26 protein-coding genes are annotated in these 24,550 nt (G+C 72.7%); 8 read left to right on the top strand and 18 right to left on the bottom strand.

The features are described from left to right. The first annotated feature begins 99 nt into the window (after positions 1-99). Positions 100-798: an O-methyltransferase gene (locus IE244_RS06005; protein ID WP_078963523.1), complete on the top strand. Its 699-nt coding sequence runs from the start codon at positions 100-102 to the stop codon at positions 796-798. 87 nt (positions 799-885) lie between these two features. On the opposite strand, the gene IE244_RS06010 is transcribed toward IE244_RS06005, so the two are convergent. Continuing rightward, on the bottom strand, positions 886-1,053 hold the full coding sequence (locus IE244_RS06010; RefSeq protein WP_018544333.1) for a DUF3117 domain-containing protein: 168 nt from the start codon (positions 1,051-1,053) through the stop codon (positions 886-888). A gap of 371 nt (positions 1,054-1,424) precedes the next feature. On the opposite strand from IE244_RS06010, the gene chcB reads away from it, so the two are divergent. Further along, entirely contained in the window at positions 1,425-2,228 is an 804-nt protein-coding gene (gene chcB / locus IE244_RS06015; RefSeq protein WP_191871589.1) for a 2-cyclohexenylcarbonyl CoA isomerase, read from the top strand. A 24-nt stretch (positions 2,229-2,252) separates the two neighbouring features. Here chcB and IE244_RS06020 read toward each other — a convergent pair whose 3' ends face one another. From IE244_RS06020 to IE244_RS06030, 3 genes are read right to left on the bottom strand one after another with little or no spacing between them, the layout of a single operon-like run. Beyond that, positions 2,253-2,939, bottom strand: a complete 687-nt coding sequence (locus IE244_RS06020) for a GNAT family protein (RefSeq protein WP_373305712.1) — start codon at positions 2,937-2,939, stop codon at positions 2,253-2,255. Continuing rightward, entirely contained in the window at positions 2,912-3,502 is a 591-nt protein-coding gene (locus IE244_RS06025) for a DNA-3-methyladenine glycosylase I (RefSeq protein WP_191871590.1), read from the bottom strand. The genes IE244_RS06020 and IE244_RS06025 overlap by 28 nt, the downstream gene beginning before the upstream one ends. Next, on the bottom strand, positions 3,499-3,855 hold the full coding sequence (locus tag IE244_RS06030) for a DivIVA domain-containing protein (protein WP_191871591.1): 357 nt from the start codon (positions 3,853-3,855) through the stop codon (positions 3,499-3,501). The genes IE244_RS06025 and IE244_RS06030 overlap by 4 nt, the downstream gene beginning before the upstream one ends. A gap of 137 nt (positions 3,856-3,992) precedes the next feature. Here IE244_RS06030 and folP point away from each other — a divergent pair, with 137 nt between their 5' ends. After that, the gene (gene folP / locus IE244_RS06035) at positions 3,993-4,853 is read left to right on the top strand and encodes a dihydropteroate synthase (RefSeq protein ID WP_191871592.1); all 861 of its coding nucleotides are present in this window, start codon (positions 3,993-3,995) and stop codon (positions 4,851-4,853) included. 67 nt (positions 4,854-4,920) lie between these two features. Here folP and IE244_RS06040 read toward each other — a convergent pair whose 3' ends face one another. Together IE244_RS06040 and dapE are read right to left on the bottom strand one after the other, a co-directional pair. After that, on the bottom strand, positions 4,921-5,679 hold the full coding sequence (locus tag IE244_RS06040) for an LOG family protein (RefSeq protein ID WP_191871593.1): 759 nt from the start codon (positions 5,677-5,679) through the stop codon (positions 4,921-4,923). 104 nt (positions 5,680-5,783) lie between these two features. Further along, on the bottom strand, positions 5,784-6,863 hold the full coding sequence (gene dapE / locus IE244_RS06045; protein WP_191871594.1) for a succinyl-diaminopimelate desuccinylase: 1,080 nt from the start codon (positions 6,861-6,863) through the stop codon (positions 5,784-5,786). 95 nt (positions 6,864-6,958) lie between these two features. Between dapE and IE244_RS06050 the strand changes: the two genes are divergently transcribed. Both IE244_RS06050 and IE244_RS06055 read left to right on the top strand, forming a co-directional pair. Beyond that, entirely contained in the window at positions 6,959-7,951 is a 993-nt protein-coding gene (locus tag IE244_RS06050; protein ID WP_191871595.1) for a VldE C-terminal domain-containing protein, read from the top strand. A gap of 287 nt (positions 7,952-8,238) precedes the next feature. Next, complete coding sequence (locus tag IE244_RS06055; protein ID WP_031163565.1) at positions 8,239-8,655, top strand: hypothetical protein; 417 nt, start codon at positions 8,239-8,241, stop codon at positions 8,653-8,655. A gap of 72 nt (positions 8,656-8,727) precedes the next feature. On the opposite strand, the gene IE244_RS06060 is transcribed toward IE244_RS06055, so the two are convergent. Together IE244_RS06060 and fdxA are read right to left on the bottom strand one after the other, a co-directional pair. Continuing rightward, the gene (locus IE244_RS06060) at positions 8,728-9,825 is read right to left on the bottom strand and encodes a bifunctional succinyldiaminopimelate transaminase/glutamate-prephenate aminotransferase (RefSeq protein WP_191871596.1); all 1,098 of its coding nucleotides are present in this window, start codon (positions 9,823-9,825) and stop codon (positions 8,728-8,730) included. 126 nt (positions 9,826-9,951) lie between these two features. Next, positions 9,952-10,272, bottom strand: a complete 321-nt coding sequence (fdxA, locus tag IE244_RS06065; RefSeq protein WP_023546973.1) for a ferredoxin — start codon at positions 10,270-10,272, stop codon at positions 9,952-9,954. A 140-nt stretch (positions 10,273-10,412) separates the two neighbouring features. Between fdxA and IE244_RS06070 the strand changes: the two genes are divergently transcribed. Together IE244_RS06070 and IE244_RS06075 are read left to right on the top strand one after the other, a co-directional pair. Beyond that, positions 10,413-11,435, top strand: coding sequence for a GNAT family N-acetyltransferase (locus IE244_RS06070; RefSeq protein WP_191871597.1), 1,023 nt, complete (start codon positions 10,413-10,415; stop codon positions 11,433-11,435). Continuing rightward, on the top strand, positions 11,422-12,309 hold the full coding sequence (locus IE244_RS06075; RefSeq protein WP_373305713.1) for a transglutaminase family protein: 888 nt from the start codon (positions 11,422-11,424) through the stop codon (positions 12,307-12,309). The genes IE244_RS06070 and IE244_RS06075 overlap by 14 nt, the downstream gene beginning before the upstream one ends. A 4-nt stretch (positions 12,310-12,313) precedes the next feature. Here the strand turns inward: IE244_RS06075 and IE244_RS06080 are convergent, their stop codons facing one another. From IE244_RS06080 to IE244_RS06115, 8 genes are all read right to left on the bottom strand, one after another. Further along, positions 12,314-12,928: a response regulator transcription factor gene (locus tag IE244_RS06080; RefSeq protein ID WP_191871598.1), complete on the bottom strand. Its 615-nt coding sequence runs from the start codon at positions 12,926-12,928 to the stop codon at positions 12,314-12,316. Beyond that, positions 12,925-14,124, bottom strand: coding sequence for a sensor histidine kinase (locus IE244_RS06085; protein ID WP_191871599.1), 1,200 nt, complete (start codon positions 14,122-14,124; stop codon positions 12,925-12,927). The genes IE244_RS06080 and IE244_RS06085 overlap by 4 nt, the downstream gene beginning before the upstream one ends. Further along, entirely contained in the window at positions 14,121-14,861 is a 741-nt protein-coding gene (locus IE244_RS06090) for an ABC transporter permease (RefSeq protein ID WP_191871600.1), read from the bottom strand. The genes IE244_RS06085 and IE244_RS06090 overlap by 4 nt, the downstream gene beginning before the upstream one ends. Continuing rightward, on the bottom strand, positions 14,858-15,808 hold the full coding sequence (locus IE244_RS06095) for an ABC transporter ATP-binding protein (protein ID WP_191871601.1): 951 nt from the start codon (positions 15,806-15,808) through the stop codon (positions 14,858-14,860). The genes IE244_RS06090 and IE244_RS06095 overlap by 4 nt, the downstream gene beginning before the upstream one ends. A 138-nt stretch (positions 15,809-15,946) precedes the next feature. After that, positions 15,947-18,358: a hypothetical protein gene (locus IE244_RS06100; protein WP_191871602.1), complete on the bottom strand. Its 2,412-nt coding sequence runs from the start codon at positions 18,356-18,358 to the stop codon at positions 15,947-15,949. 191 nt (positions 18,359-18,549) lie between these two features. Then, entirely contained in the window at positions 18,550-18,966 is a 417-nt protein-coding gene (locus IE244_RS06105) for a DUF6113 family protein (RefSeq protein WP_191871603.1), read from the bottom strand. Then, positions 18,963-19,820, bottom strand: a complete 858-nt coding sequence (gene mshB / locus IE244_RS06110; RefSeq protein WP_191871604.1) for an N-acetyl-1-D-myo-inositol-2-amino-2-deoxy-alpha-D-glucopyranoside deacetylase — start codon at positions 19,818-19,820, stop codon at positions 18,963-18,965. Before mshB ends, IE244_RS06105 begins: the two co-directional genes overlap by 4 nt. Before the next feature lie 49 nt (positions 19,821-19,869). Next, positions 19,870-20,064 (bottom strand): hypothetical protein, encoded by a 195-nt coding sequence (locus IE244_RS06115; protein ID WP_031163587.1) that lies wholly within the window; start codon positions 20,062-20,064, stop codon positions 19,870-19,872. 201 nt (positions 20,065-20,265) lie between these two features. On the opposite strand from IE244_RS06115, the gene IE244_RS06120 reads away from it, so the two are divergent. Continuing rightward, positions 20,266-22,404: a S9 family peptidase gene (locus IE244_RS06120; RefSeq protein WP_191871605.1), complete on the top strand. Its 2,139-nt coding sequence runs from the start codon at positions 20,266-20,268 to the stop codon at positions 22,402-22,404. Between the two features lie 117 nt (positions 22,405-22,521). On the opposite strand, the gene IE244_RS06125 is transcribed toward IE244_RS06120, so the two are convergent. Continuing rightward, positions 22,522-23,583 carry an ABC transporter ATP-binding protein gene (locus IE244_RS06125; protein WP_191871606.1) on the bottom strand — a complete coding sequence of 354 codons (1,062 nt, stop codon included), beginning with the start codon at positions 23,581-23,583 and terminating at the stop codon, positions 22,522-22,524. Further along, positions 23,567-24,550, bottom strand: a complete 984-nt coding sequence (locus IE244_RS06130; RefSeq protein ID WP_191871607.1) for an ABC transporter ATP-binding protein — start codon at positions 24,548-24,550, stop codon at positions 23,567-23,569. Before IE244_RS06130 ends, IE244_RS06125 begins: the two co-directional genes overlap by 17 nt.

The following is a 24,550-nucleotide window of genomic DNA, read 5'->3' on the forward strand; positions in this document are numbered from 1 at the left end:
CTCGTGCGGCTGCGTCAGCAGTTGCTCGGTGCGCCGATCCACCCCTCGCCCCCCGTCGCGCCGCCGGCCTCCGTCTCATCCCTATAAACGCCCGGTCCCATCTGCGGGTTCCCGACACCAACGGATACAGTCACGCCCAGGCATCCATGGGGACAGGAGAGGGTCATTACCGGCAACCGGCAGACGAGCTGGGCGTTCGCCGACGCCTTTGTCGCCGAGGACGAAGCGCTGCGCTGGGCCCGTGACCGGGCCCGCGAGGCAGGGCTGCGCTCGGTGTCGCCCGGCACGGGCGCCGCGCTGCGTCTGCTCGCCGCCTCCGTCGACGCCAAGGCCGTCGCGGAGATCGGCACCGGCTGCGGGGTGTCCGGAATCCATCTGCTGCACGGCATGCGCCCGGACGGGGTGCTCACCACGGTCGACCCGGAGCCGGAGCACCAGCAGTTCGCCCGGCAGGCCTTCCGCGCCTGCGGCTTCGCCAGCAACCGCGCCCGCTTCATCCCCGGCCGGGCCCTGGAGGTGCTGCCCCGGCTCGCGGACGCCGGATACGACCTCGTCTTCTGCGACGGTGACCGGCTGGAGTACCTGGACTACCTCGCTGAATCGTTGCGCCTGCTCCGGCCCGGCGGCCTGGTGGTTTTCGAGGGGATCTTCGCCAACGGCCGTACGGTCGACTCGGGACCGCAGCCGACGGAGGTGCTCAAGCTGCGGGAACTGCTGCGCACGGTGCGCGAGAGCCAGGAGCTGGTGCCCTCGCTGCTGCCGGTGGGCGACGGCCTGCTGTGTGCCGTCAAGCGGTGAGCGCCGGCCCAGGGCGGGGCAGGACGCGCGACTGCCCCGGCACCGCGTACGATGCCGGGGCAGCCGGAAGGACACTGCGCTGGGGCGTCAGACGACGACCTTCTTGAGGGCGTCGCCGAGCGCCTCGGCCTCGTCAGGGGTCAGCTCGACGACGAGTCGACCGCCGCCTTCGAGCGGAACGCGCATGACGATGCCCCGCCCCTCCTTGGTCACCTCGAGCGGGCCATCACCCGTCCGCGGCTTCATGGCCGCCATGCTCGTTCCCCTTCCTGAAACCAGCTCATCGTCTGCCGGGAGCCCGCACAGGGCATCCGCGGTTCCGCACCGGACACGCGACACCGGCATCGAACACATTGCTTCCCAGCCATTATCCCGCATCGCAGGACCCGATGACCAACATCAGTCGGCATCGCTTGGGCAACGCGCGCGAGCAAAACCACCCAATTCGGCGATGTGGCTGCGATACTGCGCCGCTGCACGGACGTCCGCGGGCCGACTCCGCTCCGGTTTTCTTTGACGCAGGTCACACGTCCGGTCCGGCCCTTGGCCGGCGATCTCCGCCATGCTGTCCTTCATACAGGGACGTACTGAGCGGTACGTCATCCGCGACACCGAGGGGATGCGCCATGGCCGACACCGTGCTCTACGAGGTGAGCGACGGACTCGCGACGATCACGCTGAACCGCCCCGAGGCGATGAACGCGCTGAACATCGCGACCAAGGCCGCTCTCCGGGAGGCGGCGGAGTCCGCGGCCGGCGACCCGGCCGTACGCGCGATCCTGCTGACCGCCGCCGGGGACCGGGCGTTCTGCGTCGGCCAGGACCTCAAGGAGCACATCGGGCTGCTCGCGTCGGACCGCGCGACGGGGTCCGGGCAGACGATGAGCACGGTCAAGGAGCACTACAACCCGATCGTGCGGGCCCTCACCGGGGCGCAGAAGCCGGTGGTCGCCGCGGTCAACGGCGTCGCGGCCGGGGCCGGCTTCGGATTCGCGCTCGCCGCGGACTACCGGGTGGTCGCCGACACGGCCGCCTTCAACACCTCGTTCGCCGGCGTGGCCCTCACCGCCGACTCCGGCATCTCCTGGACGCTGCCCCGGGTGATCGGCCCGAGCCGCGCCGCCGACCTGCTGCTCTTCCCGCGCAGCATCAGCGCCCAGGACGCGCTGGAGCTGGGCATCGCCAACCGGGTCGTGCCCACCGCCGAGCTGCGCGCCGAGGCCGAGAAGACCGCGCGCGCACTGGCCGAGGGCCCGACGGTGGCGTACGCGGCGATCAAGGAGGCGATGGCCTACGGCCTCACGCACTCCCTCGACGAGACCCTGGAGAAGGAGGACGAGCTGCAGACCCGGGCCGGCGGGTCCGAGGACCACGCGATCGCGGTGCAGGCGTTCGTGAACAAGGAGAAGCCCAAGTACCTGGGCCGGTGAGGCACCGGGCCCGGGGGGCGGGGCCTAGGGGGCGATGAGCAGGGCCTCCGCGCCCACCGGGCGGTATCCGGCCGCCTGGAAGGCGCGCACGCTGCGGGCGTTGCCGGCGGCCTGCTGCGACCAGACCCACTGCCCGGGCGGGACGAGATGCCGGGCGGCCGTGGCCAGGGCCCGCCCCAGGCCCCGGTGGCGTACGTCCTCGTCCACCTCGATCGCCGTCTCCCAGCGGCCCGCCACACCCCGGCCGAGGACGACCACCGCGCCGTCCGCCGCCCAGACCCGGACGTCGTCGCGGCGGGCCCGCGCGCCGTGCACGCGCGGGTGGTCCGGGTCGGTGAGTTCCCGCAGCTCCACCGGGGGGTCGCCGGGCAGGGAGCCGGCCACGGTGAGCAGGTCGACGGTGTCGGTGGAACGGCCCGTGCGGGCCAGGAACGCGGCCAGGAAGCGGGGGTTCATCGCGGCCGCCAGCGCGTCGCAGTCGAGGGACGCGAGGGTGTCCCGCACCCAGTGCGGGTCCTCGTCGGTGAACACCACGGAGTGCGCGGTGAACGCGATCACCCCGGCGTCGCGGTGGCTCGGCTGCGGCACGACGGTGACACCGCCGTCGGGCGGCGGGAAGTGACCGCGGGCCGCCGCGTCCAGGAGGGCGGCCAGGGTCGGGGACACGGCCTGGGACATGGCGGTCAGGCGCCCGTGCTTCTCGCCACGCATGCTTCCAGGTGGTCGTTGACCAGGCCGCATGCCTGCATCAGGGCGTAGGCCGTGGTCGGGCCGACGAATCTGAGGCCCCGCTTCTTCAGGGCCTTGGACAGGGCCGTCGACTCCGGGGTCACGGCCGGGACGTCGGCGAGGGTCTTCGGGGCCGGGCGGCCGGCCGGGTCGGGGGCGTGCGACCAGATCAGCTCGTCCAGCTCGCCCTCGGCCCAGTCGGCGAGCACACGCGCGTTGGCGAGCGTGGCGTCGACCTTGGCGCGGTTGCGGATGATGCCCGGATCCGCCAGCAGGCGCTCGCGGTCCTCGTCGGTGAACGCGGCGACCTTCTCGACGCGGAAGCCGGCGAAGGCCGCGCGGAAACCCGGGCGGCGGCGCAGGATGGTGATCCAGGACAGGCCCGACTGGAAGGCCTCCAGGCTGAGCCGCTCGAAGAGGGCGTCGTCGCCGTGGACCGGGCGGCCCCACTCCTCGTCGTGGTACGCCACGTAGTCCTCGGTGGACAGGGCCCACGGGCAGCGCAGCGCACCGTCGGTCCCGGCGAGGGCGGCACCGGCGCTCACCGCTGGTCCTCAGGGTGGTCGCGCTTCTCCATGTGGACGTGTGCGGCGGCGGCTCTCGCGCCGGCCAGCGCGGACTCCAGGTCGGCGATACGGGCGTCCCGCTCGGCGAGTTCGGCGGCGAGCCGGCCGAGGGCGTCGTCGACGTCCGCCATGCGGTAGCCGCGCGGCGCGACCGGGAAGCGCAGGCTCTCCACGTCCGCGCGCTCCACCGGGCGGTCCTCGGGCAGCGGGTCCTGCAGCCGCTCCGGCGCCACCTCGGGCAGCGGGCCGCTCCCGCCGCCACCCACCACGGCGAGTGTCACCGCGGCGACCACGACGGCCAGCGCGACGACCAGGAACAAGAACATCACCATCGCCAGGGGTCCCCACGCTCCGTGCCGGACGTTGTGCCGGACGTTGAATCTGTCAGGGTCCGATCGTGCCATGCGCCTCTGACAGTTAGGGTCACAGGCGGCCGTACTGCGGGACGTACTAGGAGAGGTCACAGCGGATGCTCAGGCTGGGCAGGCGGGAATTCGGGCCCCACGAGCCGGTGATCATGGCGATCGTGAACCGGACACCGGACTCCTTCTACGACCAGGGGGCCACCTTCCGTGACGAGCCGGCGCTCGCCCGCGTGGAGCAGGCGGTGGCCGAAGGCGCCGCGATCGTCGACATCGGCGGGGTGAAGGCCGGGCCGGGCGACGAGGTCACGGCCGAGGAGGAGGCGCGGCGCACGGTCGGCTTCGTGGCGGAGGTACGGCGCCGCTTCCCGGACGTGCTCATCAGCGTGGACACCTGGCGGGCCGAGGTCGGCGAGGCGGTGTGCGAGGCGGGGGCGGATCTGCTGAACGACGCCTGGGGGGGCGTCGACCCGGCGCTCGCGGAGGTCGCGGCGCGGTACCGGGTGGGGCTGGTGTGCACGCACGCCGGGGGTGTGCAGCCGCGCACCCGCCCGCACCGGGTGACGTACGACGACGTCATGGCCGACATCCTCAAGGTGACCGTGGGGCTGGCCGAGCGGGCGGTCGCGCTCGGGGTGCCGCGTGAGTCGGTGCTGATCGATCCCGGGCACGACTTCGGGAAGAACACGCGGCACAGTCTGGAGGCGACGCGGCGGCTGGACGAGATGGTCGCGACGGGGTGGCCGGTGCTGGTGTCGCTGTCCAACAAGGACTTCGTCGGCGAGACGCTGGACCGGCCGGTGAAGGAGCGGCTGATCGGTACGTTGGCGACGACCGCGGTGTCGGCGTGGCTCGGGGCGCGGGTGTACCGGGTGCACGAGGTGGCCGAGACGCGTCAGGTGCTGGAGATGGTGGCCGCCGTCTGCGGGCACCGGGCCCCCGCTGTGGCGCGGCGAGGCCTGGCCTGAACACCCCGGGGGCCGAAGCGCCCCGGGGTGGGGCGTGGTGGCGGTGGCTGTCGGGTGGAGCCCTGGGCTAGCGGGCCGCCTCCTTCGAGACCAGGGCCACCGCTTCGTCCACGTCGTCCGTGACGTGGAACAGGAGGAGGTCCTTCTCGGCCGCCTTGCCCTGGGCCACCAGCGTGTTCCTCAGCCAGGACACCAGGCCGCCCCAGTACTCGCTGCCGAACAGGACGATCGGGAAGCGGGTGACCTTCTGGGTCTGGACCAGGGTCAGCGCCTCGAAGAGTTCGTCGAGGGTGCCGAGGCCGCCGGGCAGGACCACGAAGCCCTGCGCGTACTTCACGAACATCATCTTGCGGACGAAGAAGTAGCGGAAGTTGAGGCCGATGTCGACGTAGGGGTTCAGCCCCTGCTCGAAGGGCAGCTCGATGCCGAGGCCGACCGAGACGCCCCCCGCCTCACAAGCGCCCTTGTTCGCGGCCTCCATCGCGCCCGGACCGCCACCCGTGATCACCGCCCAGCCGGCTTCGACCAGGCCCCGGCCGAGCCGCACCCCCGCGTCGTACTCCGCCGAGTCCACCGGTGTCCGGGCCGAGCCGAACACGCTGATGGCGGGCGGGAGTTCGGCCAGCGTGCCGAATCCCTCGATGAACTCCGACTGGATGCGGAGCACGCGCCAGGGGTCCGTGTGGACCCAGTCCGTGGGGGCGCGCTCGTCGAGCAGCCGCTGGTCGGTCGTGCTGGGCGTCACCTGTCCGCGGCGTCGGAGGACCGGTCCGAGCCGCTGCTCGTCCGGCGGCTGCTTCTTCCCCTCGGGGTTGCCGGTAGCCATGTGCGCTCCCTCCGCTTGGCGGTAGTTCGATCTCAGACTAGATCCACGCGGGTTACGGAGGGGGGACGTGAGCATGTCCGGAATGAAGCGCCGAGCGGCGGCCCCTACGCGGTGAGCCAGTTCCGCAGGCGCTCCTCGCCCGCCAGGATCTTCGCCGTCTCCACCCGCTCGTCGCGCTTGTGGGCCAGGTGCGGGTTGCCGGGGCCGTAGTTGACGGCGGGGACACCGAGCGCGGAGAAGCGGGAGACGTCCGTCCAGCCGTACTTGGGCTTCGGCGTGCCGCCGACCGCCTCGATGAAGGCCGCGGCGGCGGGGTGGGACAGGCCGGGCAGCGCGCCGGGGCTGTGGTCGTCGACCACGAACTCCGCCACCCCGCAGTCCGCGAACACCTCGCGGACGTGCGCGACCGCCTCCTCCTCGGTGCGGTCGGGGGCGTAACGGAAGTTGACCGTGACCACGCACGCGTCGGGGATGACGTTGCCGGCCACTCCCCCGCTGATGCCCACGGCGTTCAGGCCCTCGCGGTACTCCAGGCCGTCGATCACCGGGTAGCGGGGCTCGTAGGCGGCCAGGCGGGCCAGGATGGGGGCGGCGGCGTGGATGGCGTTGGCGCCCATCCAGGAGCGCGCCGAGTGGGCCCGCTCGCCCGTGGTCTTCAGCAGCATGCGCAGGGTGCCCTGGCAGCCGCCCTCGACCTCGCCGTCGGAGGGCTCCAGCAGGACCGCGAAGTCGCCCTCCAGCCACTCGGGGTGGGCCTCGGCGACGTGCCTGAGGCCGTTGAGCTCGGCGGCGACCTCCTCGTTGTCGTAGAAGACGAAGGTGAGGTCGCGGTTGGGGGCGGGGACCGTGGCGGCGACGCGCAGCTGCACCGCGACGCCCGACTTCATGTCGCAGGTGCCGCAGCCCCACAGCACGCCGTCCTCGTCCAGCCGCGAGGGCACGTTGTCGGCGATGGGGACGGTGTCGATGTGGCCGGCCAGGATCACGCGCTCGGCGCGGCCCAGGTTCGTGCGGGCGATCACGTTGTTGCCGTAGCGGTCGACCGTCAGGTGCGGCAGGGCGCGCAGGGCGGTCTCGATCGCGTCCGCGAGGGGCTTCTCGGTGCCGCTCTCCGAGGGGAAGTCCACGAGCCGCGCGGTGAGCGCGGCGGCGTCGAGCGTGAGGTCAAGCGAGGTGTCGGCCATGGCCTCGACCCTAGCGCGCCACCTGCCGGGGCCCGGTCCGCGGCGCTGACCGGGCCCGCCGTGAGCGCCGGACGCCCCTCCAGTACCTTGTACGCGTGCCAGAGCCGTCCCCCACCCGTCCCAAGCGTCGCGGCCGCCTCTTCCGTTTCGCGGCGGCCCTGTTGGTCCTGTGCGGTGTCGCCGCGTACCTCGTGGTGCAGTACGTCACCGGAGGCGGCGGTGCGCGCGGCTGCAAGGTGATCTCGTCCGCGGGTGACGGGGCGTCGTACGAGTTCACGCCGGAACAGGCCGTGAACGCGGCGACGATCGCGGCCGTGGGCACCGGGCGCGGGATGCCCGAGCGGGCCGTGACGATCGCGCTGGCGACCGCCCTGCAGGAGTCGGGGCTGCGCAACATCGAGCACGGCGACCGGGACTCGCTCGGCCTGTTCCAGCAGCGGCCCTCGCAGGGCTGGGGCACCGAGCAGCAGATCATGGACCCCGCGTACGCGGCGGGCATCTTCTACGCGCACCTGGCCAAGGTGCCGGACTACGCGGCGCTGCCGCTGACCGAGGCGGCCCAGGAGGTGCAGCGCAGCGGCTACCCGGAGGCGTACGCCAAGCACGAGCCGGACGCGAAGCTGCTGGCGGCGGCGCTGACCGGCCGCGCGGCGGCCACGCTGACCTGTGACGGGCGCCCGGAGCCCGCCGCCCGGGCGACGGGTCCGGACGCGGTACGGGCCGCGCTGGTCGGGGACTTCGGGCGGGACGCGCTGCAGGAGACCGGGGCGGAGGTCGGCGGTACGCCCGTGCCGTCGCCGTCTCCCTCGCCGAGCGTGACCGCGACCGCGCACGGGCGGACGGTGACCGTTCCGGTGCCGCAGGGCAGGCGGACGGACGCGAGCGGGCGTACGGAGCGGGAGCGGGGCTGGCAGCTGGCGCAGTGGGCGGTCGCGAACTCCTCGGCGCTGCACATCCAGCGCGTGTCGTACGCGGGGCGGGAGTGGACCGCCGGGCGCGGCGACGACCCGTGGAAGACGGCCGCCACCGGCGGGGCCGGTGGCGCGGAGCAGTCCGTGGGGGCCGTCCGCATCGTGGCCGGACAGTAGTACGAGGGATCACTCCGGCGGGTTGTGCGGTGCCGGTTCGGCGCGTGTCCGGGGCGGGAACGGCGCCGGATCCGGGACCCCTTGGAAATCAAAGGCTGTAAGGATTCTGCGGGATGACGGACGGACGCTCTTTGCCCGTTTTTATCCACACCTGATAATGCGATGCGTTATCCATTCTTTACCTGGGGCGTCCGCAACCTTCGCGGCCTTCGAGCGGTAGTCACGGCGTCCGAGCCGGACACGAGCCCGGACCACAGACATCGTTCTCTCCCGTCGAATGGAGCATCATGTCCCTCCCTCTGACCCGCCGGATCGCCCGTGCCGCGCTGATCGTCGCAGCGGGAGCGGCTGCCGGGGTCGGTGCGGCCGGCTCCGCCGGTGCGGCCACCAACCAGCCGGTGGCGGTCCCGAACACGGGTGGTCTGACCGCCCCGGACACGGCGAACGTCGGCAGCACCGTCGAGGGTGCCGCGCAGCACGCCACCACTCTCGCGGCCACCACCGGCGGCACCGCGGTCGGGAAGACCGTGCCGGGCGCGGCCAAGACCGGCACCGGTGCCGTGAGCAAGACGGCGCCGGTGGCGCGCAAGGCCGCCGGGGAAGTGACCGGGGCGGCCGGGAGCGTCGTCGGGAACGCCGCGTCCTCCACGGCGAAGAGCGGCCTGCCGCAGCTGCCGGTGCAGGGTGGTCTGCCGCTCGGCTAGGCACCCGGCTTTGACAGCCGACGGGGTCCAGGGAGTTCCCTGGGCCCCGTCGCCTTTGTGTGCCTCGTCGGCTCAGGGGGTCAGGCGTGCGGCTGCCGCCTGGACGCGTTCGTCGGTCGCCGTCAGGGCCACGCGGACGTACTTCTCGCCCGCCTCGCCGTAGAAGTCACCCGGGGCCACCAGGATGCCCCGCTCGGCCAGGTGGGCGACCGTGTCCCAGCAGGACTCGCCCCGGGTGGCCCAGAGGTAGAGGCTCGCCTCGCTGTGTTCGATGCGGAAGCCGTGGCCCAGCAGGGCGGCCCGCAGGGCCTCGCGGCGGGCGGCGTAGCGCTCGCGCTGTGCGTGGACGTGGGTGTCGTCGGACAGCGCCGCCACGACCGCGGCCTGCGTCGGCGCGGAGGTCATCATGCCGCCGTGCTTGCGGATCTCCAGCAGCGGTCCCAGCACGGCCGGGTCGCCGGCGACGAAGGCCGCGCGGTAGCCCGCGAGGTTGGAGCGCTTGGAGAGGGAGTGGACGGCGACGATGCCGTCGTAGGAGCCGCCGTTGACGTCCGGGTGCAGGACCGAGACCGGGTCGGCCTCCCAGCCCAGCTCCAGGTAGCACTCGTCGGAGACCAGCAGGACGCCGTGCTCACGGGCCCAGGCGACGATCGCGGTCAGGTCCTCCTTCGGGATGACCCTGCCGGTGGGGTTCGAGGGCGAGTTCAGCCAGAGCAGCTTCAGGCCCGCCGGGTCCAGCTCGCGCGGGTCGTCGTAGGCCTCGTACGCGGCGCGGGCGAGGCGGGCGCCGACCTCGTAGGTGGGGTAGGCCAGGCGCGGGTAGGCCACCTTGTCGCCGGGGCCGAGGCCCAGCTGGGTGGGCAGCCAGGCCACCAGCTCCTTGGAGCCGACGACCGGCAGGACATGGCGGTGGGTGACCTCGCGGGCGCCCAGGCGGCGCTCCAGCCAGCCGGTGATCGCGTCGCGCAGCGCGGGGGTGCCCCAGACGGTCGGGTAGCCGGGCGAGTCGGCCGCGTCGACCAGAGCCTTCTGGATCAGTTCGGGCACCGGGTCGACGGGGGTGCCCACGGAGAGGTCGACGATCCCGTCGGGGTGGGCGGCGGCCGTCTTCTTGTACGGCTCCAGCTTGTCCCAGGGGAAGGCGGGGAGCCGGTCGGAGACTGCGGACACGGGAATCAGGCTCTCTTTCGTACGGTGCGGCAAACGCCTCGGTCCCGTACGGCGGTGATCGGGACGATCGGGCCGTACGGGACCGAGGCGGCGCGTCCTGCGGGCGGCCGCTTGGCGCTTAGACGGTCACTCGCCCTGCGGCGGCAGCGCGGCGACGAAGGGGTGGTCCCGCTCGATCAGCCCGAGCTTGCTGGCGCCGCCGGGAGAGCCGAGCTCGTCGAAGAACTCGACGTTCGCCTTGTAGTAGTCCTTCCACTCCTCCGGGACGTCGTCCTCGTAGAAGATCGCCTCGACCGGGCAGACCGGCTCACAGGCACCACAGTCGACGCATTCGTCCGGGTGGATGTACAAGGACCGGGAGCCCTCGTAAATGCAGTCGACCGGGCACTCCTCGATGCACGCCTTGTCCTTCACGTCGACACAAGGCTGCGCGATGACGTAGGTCACGCTGTCGTTCCTCCTCGATAGGGCGCTGGCGGGCCTCCTCAGGCTCCGCCGCCTGGCGCGCGGGAGCGCGGCGTCGTCGATGCCCGCCCCTAGTATCTCCGTTCCGGAGCATGATCCGAACAGGAGGGGTGAACTGACCGGTGGAAATCTCGGCGACAGGACGCCTGGAAGTCCGAATCACCCCCGCTGACGTGGGAAAACGAGTCTCCGTGCGGCGCTTGAGCGAACCTGGAACGGCACAGGAGAAGTTCACCGACACGGTGGGTGTTCTCACATCATGGGATGATGGCGTGCTCATGATCACACGGCGGGACGGGCGGAGTGTCCGGATCGCCGAGTCCGCCCTGGTCGCGGGCAAGGTGGTACCGGCCGCTCCGGCACGCCGCCGGGGGCCCGCCGCCTCGTACGAGGAACTCGCGCACGTCGCCTCGCGCGGCTGGCCGCCCCTGGAGACCGGGCGGCTCGGCGCGTGGCGGCTGCGGGCCGCCGGCGGGTTCACCCGGCGGGCCAACAGCGTGCTGCCGCTCGGCGATCCGGGCGTTCCCCTCGACGCGGCCCTGGTGGCCGTACGACGCTGGTACGGCGAGCGTGGTCTGCCCGCCTACGTCCAGACGGCCACCGGAGCCGAGGGCACGCAGGAGCTGCTGTGCGCGGAGCTGGAGCGGCGCGGCTGGGTGCGGGAGGTGACCGCCGAGCTGTGGACGGGTGCCCTGGCGCCGGTCGCGGACCGGGCCGAGGGCGCCGGCGTGGTGCTGTCCCGGCAGGCGGACGAGGCGTGGCTCGCCCGGTACCGGCGCAAGGGGGTGAGCGAGGTGGCCCTGCGGGTGCTCAGCGGTGGCCCGTCGGTGTGGTTCGCGTCCGTGCCGGGTGCGCGGGGCGAGCCTCCGCAGGCGATCGGGAGATGTGTCGTGGACGGGCGCTGGGCCGGGTTCGCCGCCGTCGAGGTGGATCCCACCCGGCGCCGGCAGGGTCTCGCCACCGAGGTGATGGCCGCGCTGGCCCGGCGCGCGCTGGACGAGGGCGCGTCGGCGGCCTGGCTGCAGGTCGAGGCGGACAACGGGGGCGCACACGCGCTCTACGCCGCGCTGGGCTTCACGCCGCACCACTCCTACCACCACTACCGGGCGCCGGACGAGCCGGGTGACAGCCGTGGAAGGGCCTGAGCCCGCCGTGCCCCGCCCGTATCTGCCGCCGCCGTATCCGCCCCCGCCGGAGCGGTCCGCCGAGCTGCGCCGGAGGTTCGCCGAGGAGGCACGCTCGGAGCGGCCGGATCTGTCGGCGCTGTGCCTGCTGATCGGCGCCGAGGCGGACGGCTCGCTGGACGAGACCGGCATCGACGCGGCGCAGGCGGAGCTGGACCGGCTCGCGGGCGAGCTGCCGTACCGGCCGGGCGGGGCGCACGCGTGGGCGGAGGCCGTACGGCGGCTGCTCGGGGCGCGCTACGAGTTCCACGGGACGCCCGGCGACTACCAGCGGCTTGAGGCCTCCCTGCTGCACGAGGTGCTGCGGCGGCGGCGCGGGCTGCCGATCCTGCTGTCGGTGGTCTGGCTGGAGGTCGCGCGGCGGGCGGGTGCCCCGGTGTACGGGGTCGCGCTGCCGGGGCACTTCGTGGTGGGGTTCGGCACGGCTGGGGAGCAGGTGCTGGCCGATCCGTTCGACGGTGGCCGGGTGCTGACCGGGACCGACGCGGACCTGCTCGTGGTGGGGGCCACGGGGGCGCCGCTGGACGCCGCCATGCTGGAGCCCGCGGCGCCGCTGGAGATCATCCACCGGATCCTGAACAACGTCCGCGCGTGGGCCACGGCCCGGCCCGAGCGCTCGGATGTGGCGCTGTGGGCCGTGGAGCTGGCGCTGCTGGTGCCCGCGCATCCGGCGAGGCTGCGCTACGAGCGGGGGCAACTACTGGTGCAGCGGGGCGAGTTCGTGTCGGGTGCGGAAGAGCTGGAGCACTACGCCGACCTGATCGAGGTGGTGGACGAGCCGGCCGCGCACAAGGTGCGGCAGCAGGCCCACACGGCTCGGGCGATGCTCAACTGAGCCGTCAGAGCCAGCCCTTCTCCCGGGCTGTCCGCACCGCCTCCGCCCGGTTGCGTACCGCGAGCTTCTGGATGGCCGTGGAGAGGTAGTTGCGGACCGTGCCCTGGGAGAGGTGGAGGGCCTTGGCCAGTTCGGCGTTGCTGGAGCCGTCGGCCGCCGCGCGGAGCACCTCGCGTTCGCGTTCGGTCAGCGGGTTCGCGCCCTCGGCGAGCGCGGCGGCGGCGAGCGTGGGGTCGATGACCCGCTCGCCGGACAGCACCTTGCGGACGGCCTCGGCGAGCTGAGCGGCCGGGGCGTCCTTGACGAGGAAGGCGTCGGCCCCGGCCTCCATGGCGCTGCGCAGATAGCCGGGGCGCCCGAAGGTGGTCAGGACGACCAGCTTGACCTGCGGATACGCCCGGTGGACCTGGGCAGCCGCCTCGATGCCGGTGCAGCCGGGCATCTCGATGTCGAGCAGCGCCACGTCCACGCCGTGCGCCTTGACGGCCCCGAGCACCTCGTCCCCGCGCGCGACCTGGGCGACGACCTCGATGTCGTCCTCCAGGCCGAGCAGCGCGGCCAGGGCCTCGCGGACCATCGACTGGTCCTCGGCGAGAAGGACCTTGATCGTGCTCGTCATGCCCCGGATCCTACGTCCCCCGCAGGGGCCGCGGGGACGCGGGCGACCAGCCGGAACCCGTGCCTGATCCGGCCCGCCTCCAGGGTGCCGCCGGCCTTTTCCAGCCGCTCGGACAGACCGGTCAGGCCGTTGCCGGGGCCGTTGTTCGTCCCCCCGGATCCGTTGTCCTCGACGCAGAGTTCGAGCACCGGGCCGTCCAGGGTCTGGCGGTGCGTGAACTGGACGAGGCACTTGTCGGCGCCGCTGTGCCGGACGACGTTGGTGACCGCCTCGCGCAGCGCCCAGGCGAGCGCGGACTCGGCCTCCTCGGGGACGTCGGCGAGGCCGGGCTCGGCGGGCACCTCGGCGGTGACACCGGCGGCGGTCAGCGCGACCTGGATCCCGGCGAGTTCGGCGGCCAGCCGGGGGCGCCGGTAGCCGGTGACGGCCTCACGGACGTCGACCAGGGCCTGCCGGCTGACCTGTTCGATGTCGGCGACCTGCTGGGCGGCCTTGTCGGGGTGGTCGGGCAGCATCCGGCCGGCCAGCTCGCTCTTCAGCGTGATCAGGGAGAGCGAGTGGCCGAGCAGGTCGTGCAGGTCGCGGGCGAGCCGCAGCCGCTCCTCGTTGGCGGCGAGATGGGCGACGGTGGCCCTCGCCTTGCGCAACTCGACCGTCGTACGGATGAGTTGGCCGACACCGACCATCGCGAACCCGATCAGCGGGACGAGGAGCAGGCTGTCGTCCGGCCTCTCGTCCCAGTGCAGTCCGACGAGGCACATGACCACGGTCAGCGCGGGGATCGCCCAGAACGCGGCCCGGATCGGCAGGGTCGCCCCGCAGGCGACCGACAGGTAGACGAACAGGCCGAGCCAGGCACCGCCGAGGGTGTACGCCAGCAGCGGGGCGAGCACGGCGAGGACCGAGAGCAGCGAGAGCACGACCCGCGGTGCGAAGGGCCGGCCGATGTTCCGGAAGACCAGCGTCAGATAGGCGGTGACGAAGGCCGTGAGGCCGAGCGCGCCGGCGGCCGAGGCGCCCGCGGTGTGGTGGCCCGAGGTCAGGTCCTTGACCGGCGAACTGAGGAAGATCAGCCAGACGCCGATCCACAGCACCTTGGCCATCAGCTCGCGCCGGTTGCGGGGGCCCTGGCCGATGCGCACCTGCTGCTCCGGCCCCTGCTGGCCGGTCTGCCGGTCTTCCGTCGTCGTGCTCACGCCTTCAGCGTGTCCTTCCGGTACAGCCAGGCCGCGCCGCCCGCGAACAGGACGAAGTAGCCGGCGAGGATCGCGATGTCCGTCGTGCTCGGGGCCTGGCTCTGCTCGATCGCCCGTCCCAGAGCAGCGTACGCGTGCGTGGGCAGCCACTTCGCGATGTCCTGCAGGATCTTCGGGAAGGTGGTGGACGGCATCCACAGGCCGCCCAGGATCGACAGACCGAAGTAGACGATCATCGTGATCGGGCGGACCGCGTCACCGGAGGCGAGGTAGCCGAGGGCGACGCCGAGCGCGGCGAAGACGAGGCTGCCGGCCCAGATGACCCCGGTGAGGGCGAGCCACTGCCACGCGTCCAGGCGGACCTGCTTGATCACGGCGGCGGCGGCGAACACCACGATGATGGAGGGCAGGCTCACCACGGCGGCGCTGGCGGTCTTGGCGAGGACGTAGCCGCGCCCGGGCAGCGTGGTCATCCGCAGCTGCCGTACCCAGCCGCTCTCGCGCTCCTTGGCGATGCGCTCGCTGTTGCCCATCAGGACGGCGGTCAGGGCGCCGAAGGAGGCCATGGAGACCATCAGGTAGGTGGCGACGGTCTGGCCGGTGTCGTCGACCTTCTGGTTCGAGCCGGAGCTGCTGGAGAAGATCAGGAACAGGATCGCGGGGTAGAGCACCGAGAAGAACAGGAACTTCTTGTTGCGCAGGGCTCGCGCGAGTTCGAGCTTGATCAGGGCGTTCATGACTGCTTGGCCTCCTCGGCCTCCGTGATGGCGACGAAGGCCTGCTCCAGGCCGAGCCCGGCGACTTCGAGATTGCGGGGATAGACACCGAGTCCGTACAGGGCGTGGACGGTGGCGTCGGCGTCGGACGACTGGATGCGGACCGTCTGGCCGGACCCGGCGGCGGAGCCGCTGTTGGACACGGTGACGGAGGTCAGGAACGGCAGGGCGCGCAGGGCCGCCTCGTCGATCCCGCCCTCCAGGTCGAAGGAGACGCGGCGGGAGCCGGCCTTGGCCTTGATCTCCGCGGCGGTGCCGTCGGCGAGGAGCCGGCCGCGGTGCAGCACCAGGACGCGGTCGGCGATGGCGTCGGCCTCTTCGAGGTAGTGGGTCGCGAAGAGGACGGTACGGCCCTGGTCGGCCTGCTCGCGCATGGTGGCCCAGAAGGCCTGGCGGGCGGAGACGTCCATGCCGGTGGTCGGCTCGTCCAGGATGATCAGGTCGCTGTCGCCGGCGGTGGCGAGGGCGAAGCGCACGCGCTGGACCTGGCCGCCGGAGAGCTTGTTGACCTTGCGGTCGGCGATCTGCGCGATGCCCGCGCGGGCCATCACATCGGCCGCCTTGTACGGCTTCGGGTGCAGCGAGCAGAACAGCTTCACCAGTTCTTCGACGGTGACCTCGTCCATCAGACCGCCGCTCTGCAGCATCGCCCCGACCCGCCCGGCGACGATGGCCTCGCGCGGGCTGCCGCCGAACAGGCTGACCGTGCCGGTGTCGGGGTGCTTGAGGCCGAGGAGCAGGTCGAGGGTGGTCGACTTGCCGGCCCCGTTCGGGCCGAGGAGGGCGACGGTCTCGCCCGGGTACAGCCTGAGCGAGAGTCCGTCGACGGCCCGCACGCTCCCGTACGTCTTGCTCACCTGGTCGAAGCCGACCACCGGGGTGGTGGCCGGTGCCGCAGTTGTCGTCATGCCGTCCATGCTCGCGGCGAGGGCCGGATGCCGGGCAGTGTCGGGGGTCCTGAGTGCCGGATGACAGATGTCATGCGGATCGGGTGACGGGCACGGCGAAGGGGGCGCCCGGTGAGCGCCCCCCCATGTACCGCCGGGCTAGCTGGGGTTGGTGTCGATGACTGCGACCCGGTTGGTCCTGCTGATCAGGGCCTGGCGCAGGGCGACGTAGACGTCCTGCGGGGTGACGGGGGTCTTCTTGTTGTTGCCGCGGGTGATGAGCACGCCGTCGAAGGTCTTGCCGTAGAGCTGCTTCAGGGCGGCCAGGTCGGGCTTGTCGACCAGTTTGCCGTCCGAGGTGGGCACCACCTTGAGGAACTTCCAGAGCGACTTCTCCGGGCTCATCAGCACCACGTGTCCGGCGCCCGCCGACACGGTCACCTTGGCCGACATCGCCGGCTGTGCGAACTCCTTCATCTCGCGGTCGACCTCGGCCTTGGACACCGTCGGCTGCTTCGTGGCCGACGGGACGGTGACCGCGGTCGCCGTGTCCGTCTCGACCATGGTGCGGTAGGCCTGTTCGACCGCCTGGGTCGACTGGGCCGCGTCGATGGCCTTGCCCGCCTTGCCGTAGACGGCGACGGCCGCGCCGGGCTTGAAGTCGATTCCACCCTCGGTGACCGAGCCGGAGCCGCCGCCGGCCTGCTGCAGGGCGGCCTGCAGCTTCTCCTCGTCCACCGGCATCTCCGGGTCGATCACCCGCTTCTGACCGAAGAGCGAGCCGATGACGTGGACCGGGTTGTAGTCGCTGGTCGCCGCCTTGCTCACGGTGGCCTGGAAGTCGAACTGGAGACCGGCGTTCTCCGGGGTCAGGGTGACCGTCCGGCCGCCGACGGAGAGCTTCAGCGGCTTGTTCACGCGGCCGCCGAAGGCGTCGTCGAGCTTCTTGACGGCGTCGTCCCGGGTGCCGCCGCCGATGTCCACGCCGAGGACGGTGGTGCCCTTGGGGACGTCGGTGTGGTTCATCAGCAGTCCGGCCCCGTAGGCACCGCCCGCGACGACGACCACGCCGGCGCCCAGCAGCACCAGCTTGCTGCGGCCCTTCTTCTTCGGCTTGGCCTGCGCCTTGGGCGCGGGAGCCGGTGCGGGGGCGGACGGGGTCTGCGTGCCCGGGCCGTCGGACCGGGTGCCGCCGAACGGGGAGGTGCCGGCGCCGGGGACGACGGGGATGCCGCTGGTGACGGTGTGCCCGGAGACGTTGTCGGCCGGGCGGTAGCCGGGCGTGCCCGGTTCGGGGGCCGGCTTCTGCGGGGTGAGGATCGCGGTGTCGTCGCTGATCCCGCCGCCCGCGCCGAGTCCGCTGGGGGCGCCGGCGGGGCCGGCACCGGGAACGGCGGGGCCTTCGAGGTCGGCGAGGGCGCTGCGGGGGGCCCGGGTGCCCGGGCCGCCGTAGCCGCCCGTACCGCCGGAGAGGGGACCGCCGTCGAAGGGTTCACCGCCGTCCGGGCCGGGGCCGCCGGGCGCCGGGACGAGGGGGCCGTCACCGGTGACCGGGCCGCTGGTGGGGCCGGCCGGGCCCTGCGGACCGCCGAGGCCGCCCTGGCCGCGCGGGCCGTTGAAGCCGCTGGGGCCTCCGGGACCGCCGAGGCCACCCTGTCCGTCGGGTCCGGTCGCGCCCGCCGTGCCGCCGAAGCCGTCCTGACGGTTCGGACCCCGGGTGCCGGGGCCGTCCGGGTCGCCCGCGCCGGTGGGGCCCGTGCCGCCGAAGCCGTCCTGGCCGCCGTTCTCCGAGAAGTACGGCAGGTCGTCGCGGCGGGCCTCGCCGCCGGACGCGCCGGGGCGGGAGCCGCCGCCCAGCGTGCCCGCGGCCAGTGCCTCGGTCACGTCGAAGGAGCCGGTGCCGCCGCCGTGCCCGGGGGCGACGGGGCCGCCGGTGGCGCCGGGCAGGCCCTTGCCGTTGGTGCCGCCGGAGCGGGAGGCACCGGGGACGCTCATGGAGCCGACCACACCGCCGGGACGGCCGCCGCCGGGTCGTGCGCCGGTGTTACCGGCCGTGCCGGATGCTCCCGGACCACCCGTACGGGTACCCGACGCGCCGGAGGCGGGGGTGGAACCGCCGGAGGTCCCTGCCCCGTTCGTGCCGGCGCCGCCCGGACCGCCCTTGCCGGCGGCGGACTTGCGGGGCGCGAACCAGTCGCTGGTCTTCTCCTCGGCCTGGGCCGCGGGCTCGGCGGCGGACTCGGCTGCGGCCGCAGCGGTGCCCGCGGCCGTGGCGGCCGGCTCGGCAGCGGGCCGCGGGTCGGCGGGCGTCTCGCCCCCCGCGCCGTCGGTGTCCCCGACGGGCTTGCGCACGACGACCGGCGGGATGGGCCGGGATCCGGGGATGTTGATGCGGATCCGGGTCGTCAGCGTGGTCTCGGTCTTCTTCTCCTCCGGTCGCGTGGCCGAACGGCCCGCGTCCGCACCGTCACCCGAAGCCATGGGGGTCCCGTACGGCGGCGTGCCGGAGGGGTATGCGGCTCCGCCGCGCCCGTTGGGCCCGGAGGACGGAGTGTCAGTTTCACGACTCAAGGCAGGTTCTCCCAGTTGGCTCCACCGCCCGTTACGACCTCACGATGGGGGTCCCCCCGCTGCGGCGAAGCCGGAAGCGGGGGAGGCTCGGCGGCGCGCACCACCATACTGGCCACTTCTGGCGCGTATCCCATGACCGCTGAGGAAACCCACACCGGACTCGCACGCGCGTCGCACGGCGAAGTGGTACGTCACTTGCCAAGTCGGGCGGGACCGCCGCGGGGTTGCCGCCCGACGCCGACGGTGGCGCAGATCACAGCGAGGGCCATGCCGCCGAGCAGGAAGAGGTAGGAGCCACCGCCCGCGCCGAACAGGAAGTCCCCTTCGGGGCGCGAGGTCGTGAGCAGGACGACGGTGACGATCCAGCCCGCCACCGGTGCGACCGCGCCGCCCCGGCCGCCGGTGGCGTACGCCCCGCCGAGGAACAGCCCGGCCGCGCCCGCGAGGGCGAGGAGCAGCCCGCCGGGGAACCAGGCGGCCTGGACGAGGGTCCCGGCGAGGCCGGTGACGGCACCCAGCACGAAGAGGCCGACGTGGGCGGCGGCCCGGCCGGCGGAGGGCGGCCGCAGCGGCTGGGCGAGCAGCGAGCCCGGTCCGTTGTCACTCATGCCACGGCCTCCTCGACGCCCGCGAACAGATCCGTCTCGCCAGGCTGCGCCGCGCCGCGCACCGCCTCGTAGTACTCGGTCGTGAACAGCGGCTGGGCCAGGGCGTTGGAGAGCGCGAAGTAGGGCTCGGCCACGTCGATCTGGGTGGCGTGGGCGCGCATGGCGGCGGCCTTGGCGGAGGCGAAGGCGGTCCCGTCGACGCTGGTGGTGACCCGCTCGTCGTCGACCACGCCGGGTACGTCGTCCAGGGTCGCGCCCTTGTCGAACGGCAGTACGGGCAGCTCGTCCTGGAGGCGGGCGAAGGCGGCCTCGGCGACGGAGCGCGGCATCCGGTTCCAGTACACCTTGGCGATGCGGTGCCCGCGCTCGTCCGCCAGCTCGACGGCGCGCATGGCGACGCGGTGGGCCTGGATGTGGTCCGGGTGGCCGTAGCCGCCGCGGTCGTCGTAGGTGACGAGCACCTGGGGGCGGACCTCCAGGATCACCTCGGCGAGATGTCCGGCGGCGGCGTCCACGTCGGCCTGCCAGAAGCAGCCGGGGTCCTCGTTGTCCGCGATGCCCATCATTCCGGAGTCCCCGTACCGTCCGGCCCCGCCGAGCAGCCTGGCGTCCGTCACGCCCAGCTCGCGCACGGCGGCGGCGAGCTCCCCTCGCCGGTGCGCACCCAGCGCCGGGCCCGCCAGATGGCGCAGCTCCGGCGGGATGACCTCGCCCCGCTCCCCGAGTGTGCAGGTGACCAGGGTCACATGCACGCCCTCGGCCGCGTACCGGGCCATGGTCGCGCCGTTGTTGATCGACTCGTCGTCCGGGTGCGCGTGCACCAGCAGCAGACGCCGGGCTGGCAGTTCCGTCATGGGACCACCCTACGAGGTCGCCGCCCGGTGTTCCCGGTGGCGGCGGCCGTCAGAACTTGATGCTGCCGATCATGCTGGCGACGTTCGTCGTCAGCTCACTGATCGTGGGGGCGACGGTGGAGGAGGCGAGATAGAAGCCGAGCAGGACGCAGATGACCGCGTGCCCGCCTTTCAGCCCTGACTTCTTGATCAACAGGAAGACGATGATCGCCAGCAGCACCACCGCCGAAATCGAGAGTGCCACGGCGGCTCACCTCCAAAGATCCCAAGGACGCGGGGGGTTCGGACTATGGGGGTTGTGACTCGGTCGTAGATCAGTAGAGCAAATCCATGCAGGCGCCAGCGGGTTCATACCCACACAGCGGTAGTGATCATAACTATCCGTGCTCGCGCATCGCTCGGCGCACGGCCGCACAAGGGGGCGCATGGCCAATATGGTCGGGGTATGACGACCGAGCCTGACTCCTTCCCCCGTCGGCACGCCCGGACCCAGCGGTTCACCCTCGGCGCGCCGCGTGCGTTCACCGTGGCGCCCGACGGTTCGCGTGTCGCGTTCCTGCGCTCCGGCTCCGGCACCGACCGGGCCAACTCCCTGTGGGTCATGGATCTTCCGGAGGGCGCGGAGCGCCTCGCGGCCGATCCGGGCACCCTCCTCGGCGGCGCCTCGGAAGAGCTCTCGACCGAGGAGCGGGCGCGCCGGGAGCGCAGCCGGGAGGGGGGTGCCGGCATCGTCGGCTACGCCACCGACACGGCAGTGGAGTTGGCGGCTTTCGCCTTGTCGGGGCGGCTTTTCACGGCCGAGCTGCGAGCAGGCACGACGCGTGAACTGCGGGTACCCGGGCCGGTGATCGACCCGCGCCCCGCCCCCGACGGCCGGCACGTCGCGTATGTCGCCGAGGGCGCGCTGCGGGTGGTGGACACCGAGGGCGGAAACGACCGGGCGCTCGCCGAACCGGAGCCGGCGGCGGGGCCGGGCCGTGTCACCTACGGGCTCGCGGAGTTCATCGCGGCCGAGGAGATGGGGCGTTCGCGGGGCTTCTGGTGGGCGCCGGACGGCCGCCGGCTGCTCGTGGCGCGCGTGGACGACACGCCGGTGCAGCGGTGGTGGATCGCGGATCCCGCCCGCCCGGAGCGTGAGCCACTCAACATCGCGTACCCGGCGGCGGGCACGCCGAACGCGGACGTCCGGCTCTTCGTGGTCGGGCTCGAAGGGGAGCGCACGGAGGTGGCGTGGGACCGGGCCCGCTACCCGTATCTGGCCCGAGTGCACTGGTCAGCGGCGGGTGCGCCGCTCTTGCTCGTCCAGGCGCGGGACCAGCACAGCCAGCTGATCCTGGCGGTGGACCCGGACAGCGGGGCGACGCGCATGGTGCACGCGGACGAAGATCCAAGTTGGCTTGAACTGTTCGCCGGAGTGCCCTGCTGGAGCCCCTCCGGGCAGCTTGTCCGGATCGCGGACGAGGGTGGCGCACGGGTGCTGGCGGTCGGCGAACGGCCGTTGACCAGCGGCCAGTTGCAGCTCCGCGCGGTGCTGGACGTGGGCCCGGACGACGTGCTGGTTTCCGCCTCGGCGGGCGCGGAGGCGCCGGAGCCGGAGACCGGCGAGGTCCATGTGTACCGGGTGAACGAGCTGGGCCTGGAGCGCGTGTCACAGGAGCCCGGCGTGCACTCGGCGGTGCGCGCCGGGGGCGTGACGGTGCTCGTGTCGGCGACACCGGGCAGGCCGGGCACTCGCGTCCAGGTACTGCGTGACGGAAAACCGGCGGCGACTGTCCGGTCTTACGCCGAAGATCCCGGTCTGTCCCCGCGGGTGACTCTCACCCAGGGGGGCGCACGCCGAATTCCGTGCGCCGTGCTTATGCCACGGGACTACCACGGTGACGCTCCCCTGCCGGTCCTGATGGACCCCTACGGCGGTCCGCACGGCCAGCGGGTGCTCGCCGCACACAACGCGCACCTCACCTCTCAGTGGTTCGCCGACCAGGGTTTCGCGGTGGTCGTGGCCGACGGACGCGGCACCCCGGGGCGCTCGCCGGCCTGGGAGAAGGCGGTCCGGGACGACCTGGCGGACGTCGTGCTCCAGGACCAGGTGGACGCGCTGCAGGCGCTCGCCGGGGAGTTCCCGCTGGACCTCGGCCGGGTGGCGATCCGCGGCTGGTCCTTCGGCGGCTATCTGGCGGCACTGGCGGTGCTGCGCCGCCCGGACGTCTTCCACGCGGCCGTCGTCGGCGCGCCGGTCACCGATCTGCGGCTGTACGACACCCACTACCAGGAGCGCTACCTCGGCCACCCGGACGAGCGGCCGGAGGTCTACCGCCGCAACTCGGTGATCGACGACGCGGGCCTGGTCGACCCGGCCGGGCCGCACCGCCCGATGATGATCATCCACGGGCTGGCGGACGACAACGTCGTCGTGGCCCACTCCCTGCGGCTGACCTCCGCGCTGCTCGCCGCGGGCCGCCCGCACGAGGTCCTGCCGCTGTCCGGGGTGACGCACATGACCCCGCAGGAGACCGTGGCGGAGAACCTGCTGCGGCTGCAGCTGGACTTCCTCCGGCGGGCGCTGCCCCACCAGGGCACATGAGCGTCAACTGCGTTAACACGCAGGCAACTCCGCGGAAGCGGTACCGATATACGGACGCGGAAGACTGATCAGCGTACGGCCGTGCGGGTGCCGTGAACGGGCCGGGGTGCGCCGAAGTCACCCCGGCCCGTTGCCGTGCTCGCCCTCCGCCGGGACCACCTGCCGTTCCGCCGCGAAGTGACAGGCCGAGTCGTGGGCCGCCGGGCCGGACGCGTCACGGAAGGCTGCCGGTACCGCGAGGGCCGGCACCTCGCGGGCACAGCGCTCCTGGGCCTTCCAGCAGCGGGTGCGGAAGCGGCAGCCGGAGGGGATGTTCGTCGGGGACGGCACGTCTCCGGTGAGGATGATCCGCTCGCGGTGTTCGCGGGCCTCGGGGTCGGGGACCGGGACCGCCGACAGCAGTGCCTGGGTGTAGGGGTGGGTGGGGTGGTCGTAGATCTCGGCGTCCCGTCCGATCTCCACGATCCGGCCCAGGTACATGACGCCGACCCGGTCGGAGATGTGCCGGACCACGGACAGGTCGTGGGCGATGAAGACGTAGGAGAGGTCGAACTCCGCCTGGAGGCGGTCCAGCAGGTTCACCACCTGCGCCTGCACCGAGACGTCCAGCGCGGACACCGGCTCGTCGGCGACGATCACCTCCGGGCGCAGCGCCAGCCCCCGTGCGATGCCGATGCGCTGGCGCTGGCCGCCGGAGAACTGGTGCGGATAGCGGTTGACGTACTCCGGGTTGAGGCCGACCACGTCCAGCAGCTCCTGGACCCGGCGGCGGCGGTCACCCTTCGGTGCCACTTCGGGGTGGATGTCGTACGGCTCCCCGACGATGTCCCCGACCGTCATACGGGGGTTGAGGGACGTGTACGGGTCCTGGAAGACCATCTGGATGTTGCGGCGGACGGCCTTGAGGGCCCTGCCGGACAGCCGGGTGATGTCCTCGCCCTTGAACAGGATGGAGCCGGCCGTCGGGCGCTCCAGGCTGCAGAGCAGCTTCGCGACCGTCGACTTGCCGCAGCCCGACTCCCCGACGATGCCGAGGGTCTCGCCCCTGCCGAGGGTGAAGTCGACGCCGTCGACGGCCTTCACCGCGCCGACCTGCTTCCTGAACAGGACGCCCTGGGTGAGGGGGTAGTGCTTGACCAGTCCGGTCACTTCGAGGATCGGCTCAGTGGTCGCGGTCATCCAGGCACTCCCTCCAGAAGTGGCAGGCGCTGCCGCGTACGCCGGAGACCTCGTACAGCGGGGGTTCGTCGGTGCGGCAGACGTCCCTGGCCATCGGGCAGCGCGGGTGGAAGGAGCAGCCGGGCGGGATGTCCATCAGGTTCGGCGGGAGGCCCTTGATGGCGTACAGCTCCTGCCCCTTCTGGTCCAGGCGCGGGATGGAGTCCAGCAGGCCGCGGGTGTAGGGGTGGGCGGGTGCCTTGTAGAGGTCGTGCACGGGCGCCGACTCGACGATCTTCCCGGCGTACATCACGGCGATCCGGTCGGCCACGTCGGCCACGACGCCCAGGTCGTGGGTGATGAGGATGAGACCCATGCGGTACTCGCGCTGCAGTTCCGCGAGCAGGTCCATGACCTGGGCCTGCACGGTGACGTCGAGGGCGGTGGTCGGCTCGTCGGCGATGACGAGCGCCGGTTCCAGGGCCAGCGCCATGGCGATCATGATGCGCTGGCGCATACCGCCGGAGAACTGGTGGGGATAGTCCCGCACCCGCTGGGCGGCGGCCGGGATGCGCACCCGCTCCATCAGCTCGACGGCCCTGGCGCGCGCGTCCTTCTTCGACATCCCGCGGTGCACGACGAACATCTCGCCCAGCTGGTCCCCGACGGAGATGACGGGATTGAGGGCCGACAGGGCGTCCTGGAAGATCATCGCCATGCCGGCGCCGCGGACCTTCCGCCGCTCCTCTTCCCTCAGCTTCAGCAGGTCCCGCCCCTGGAAGAGGATCCGGCCGCCGGTGATCCGCCCCGGCGGCATGTCGAGGATGCCCATGACGGCCTGCGCGGTGACGGACTTGCCCGACCCCGACTCCCCGAGCACGGCGAGGGTCTCCCCCGCGTCGACCTCGTAGCTCACCCCGTTGACGGCATGCGCCACCCCGTCCCGCGTCCGGAACTCCACGTGCAGGTCCCGCACTTCGAGCAGCAC

The organism is Streptomyces filipinensis, assembly GCF_014649495.1.
Lineage (GTDB): Bacteria > Actinomycetota > Actinomycetes > Streptomycetales > Streptomycetaceae > Streptomyces > Streptomyces filipinensis.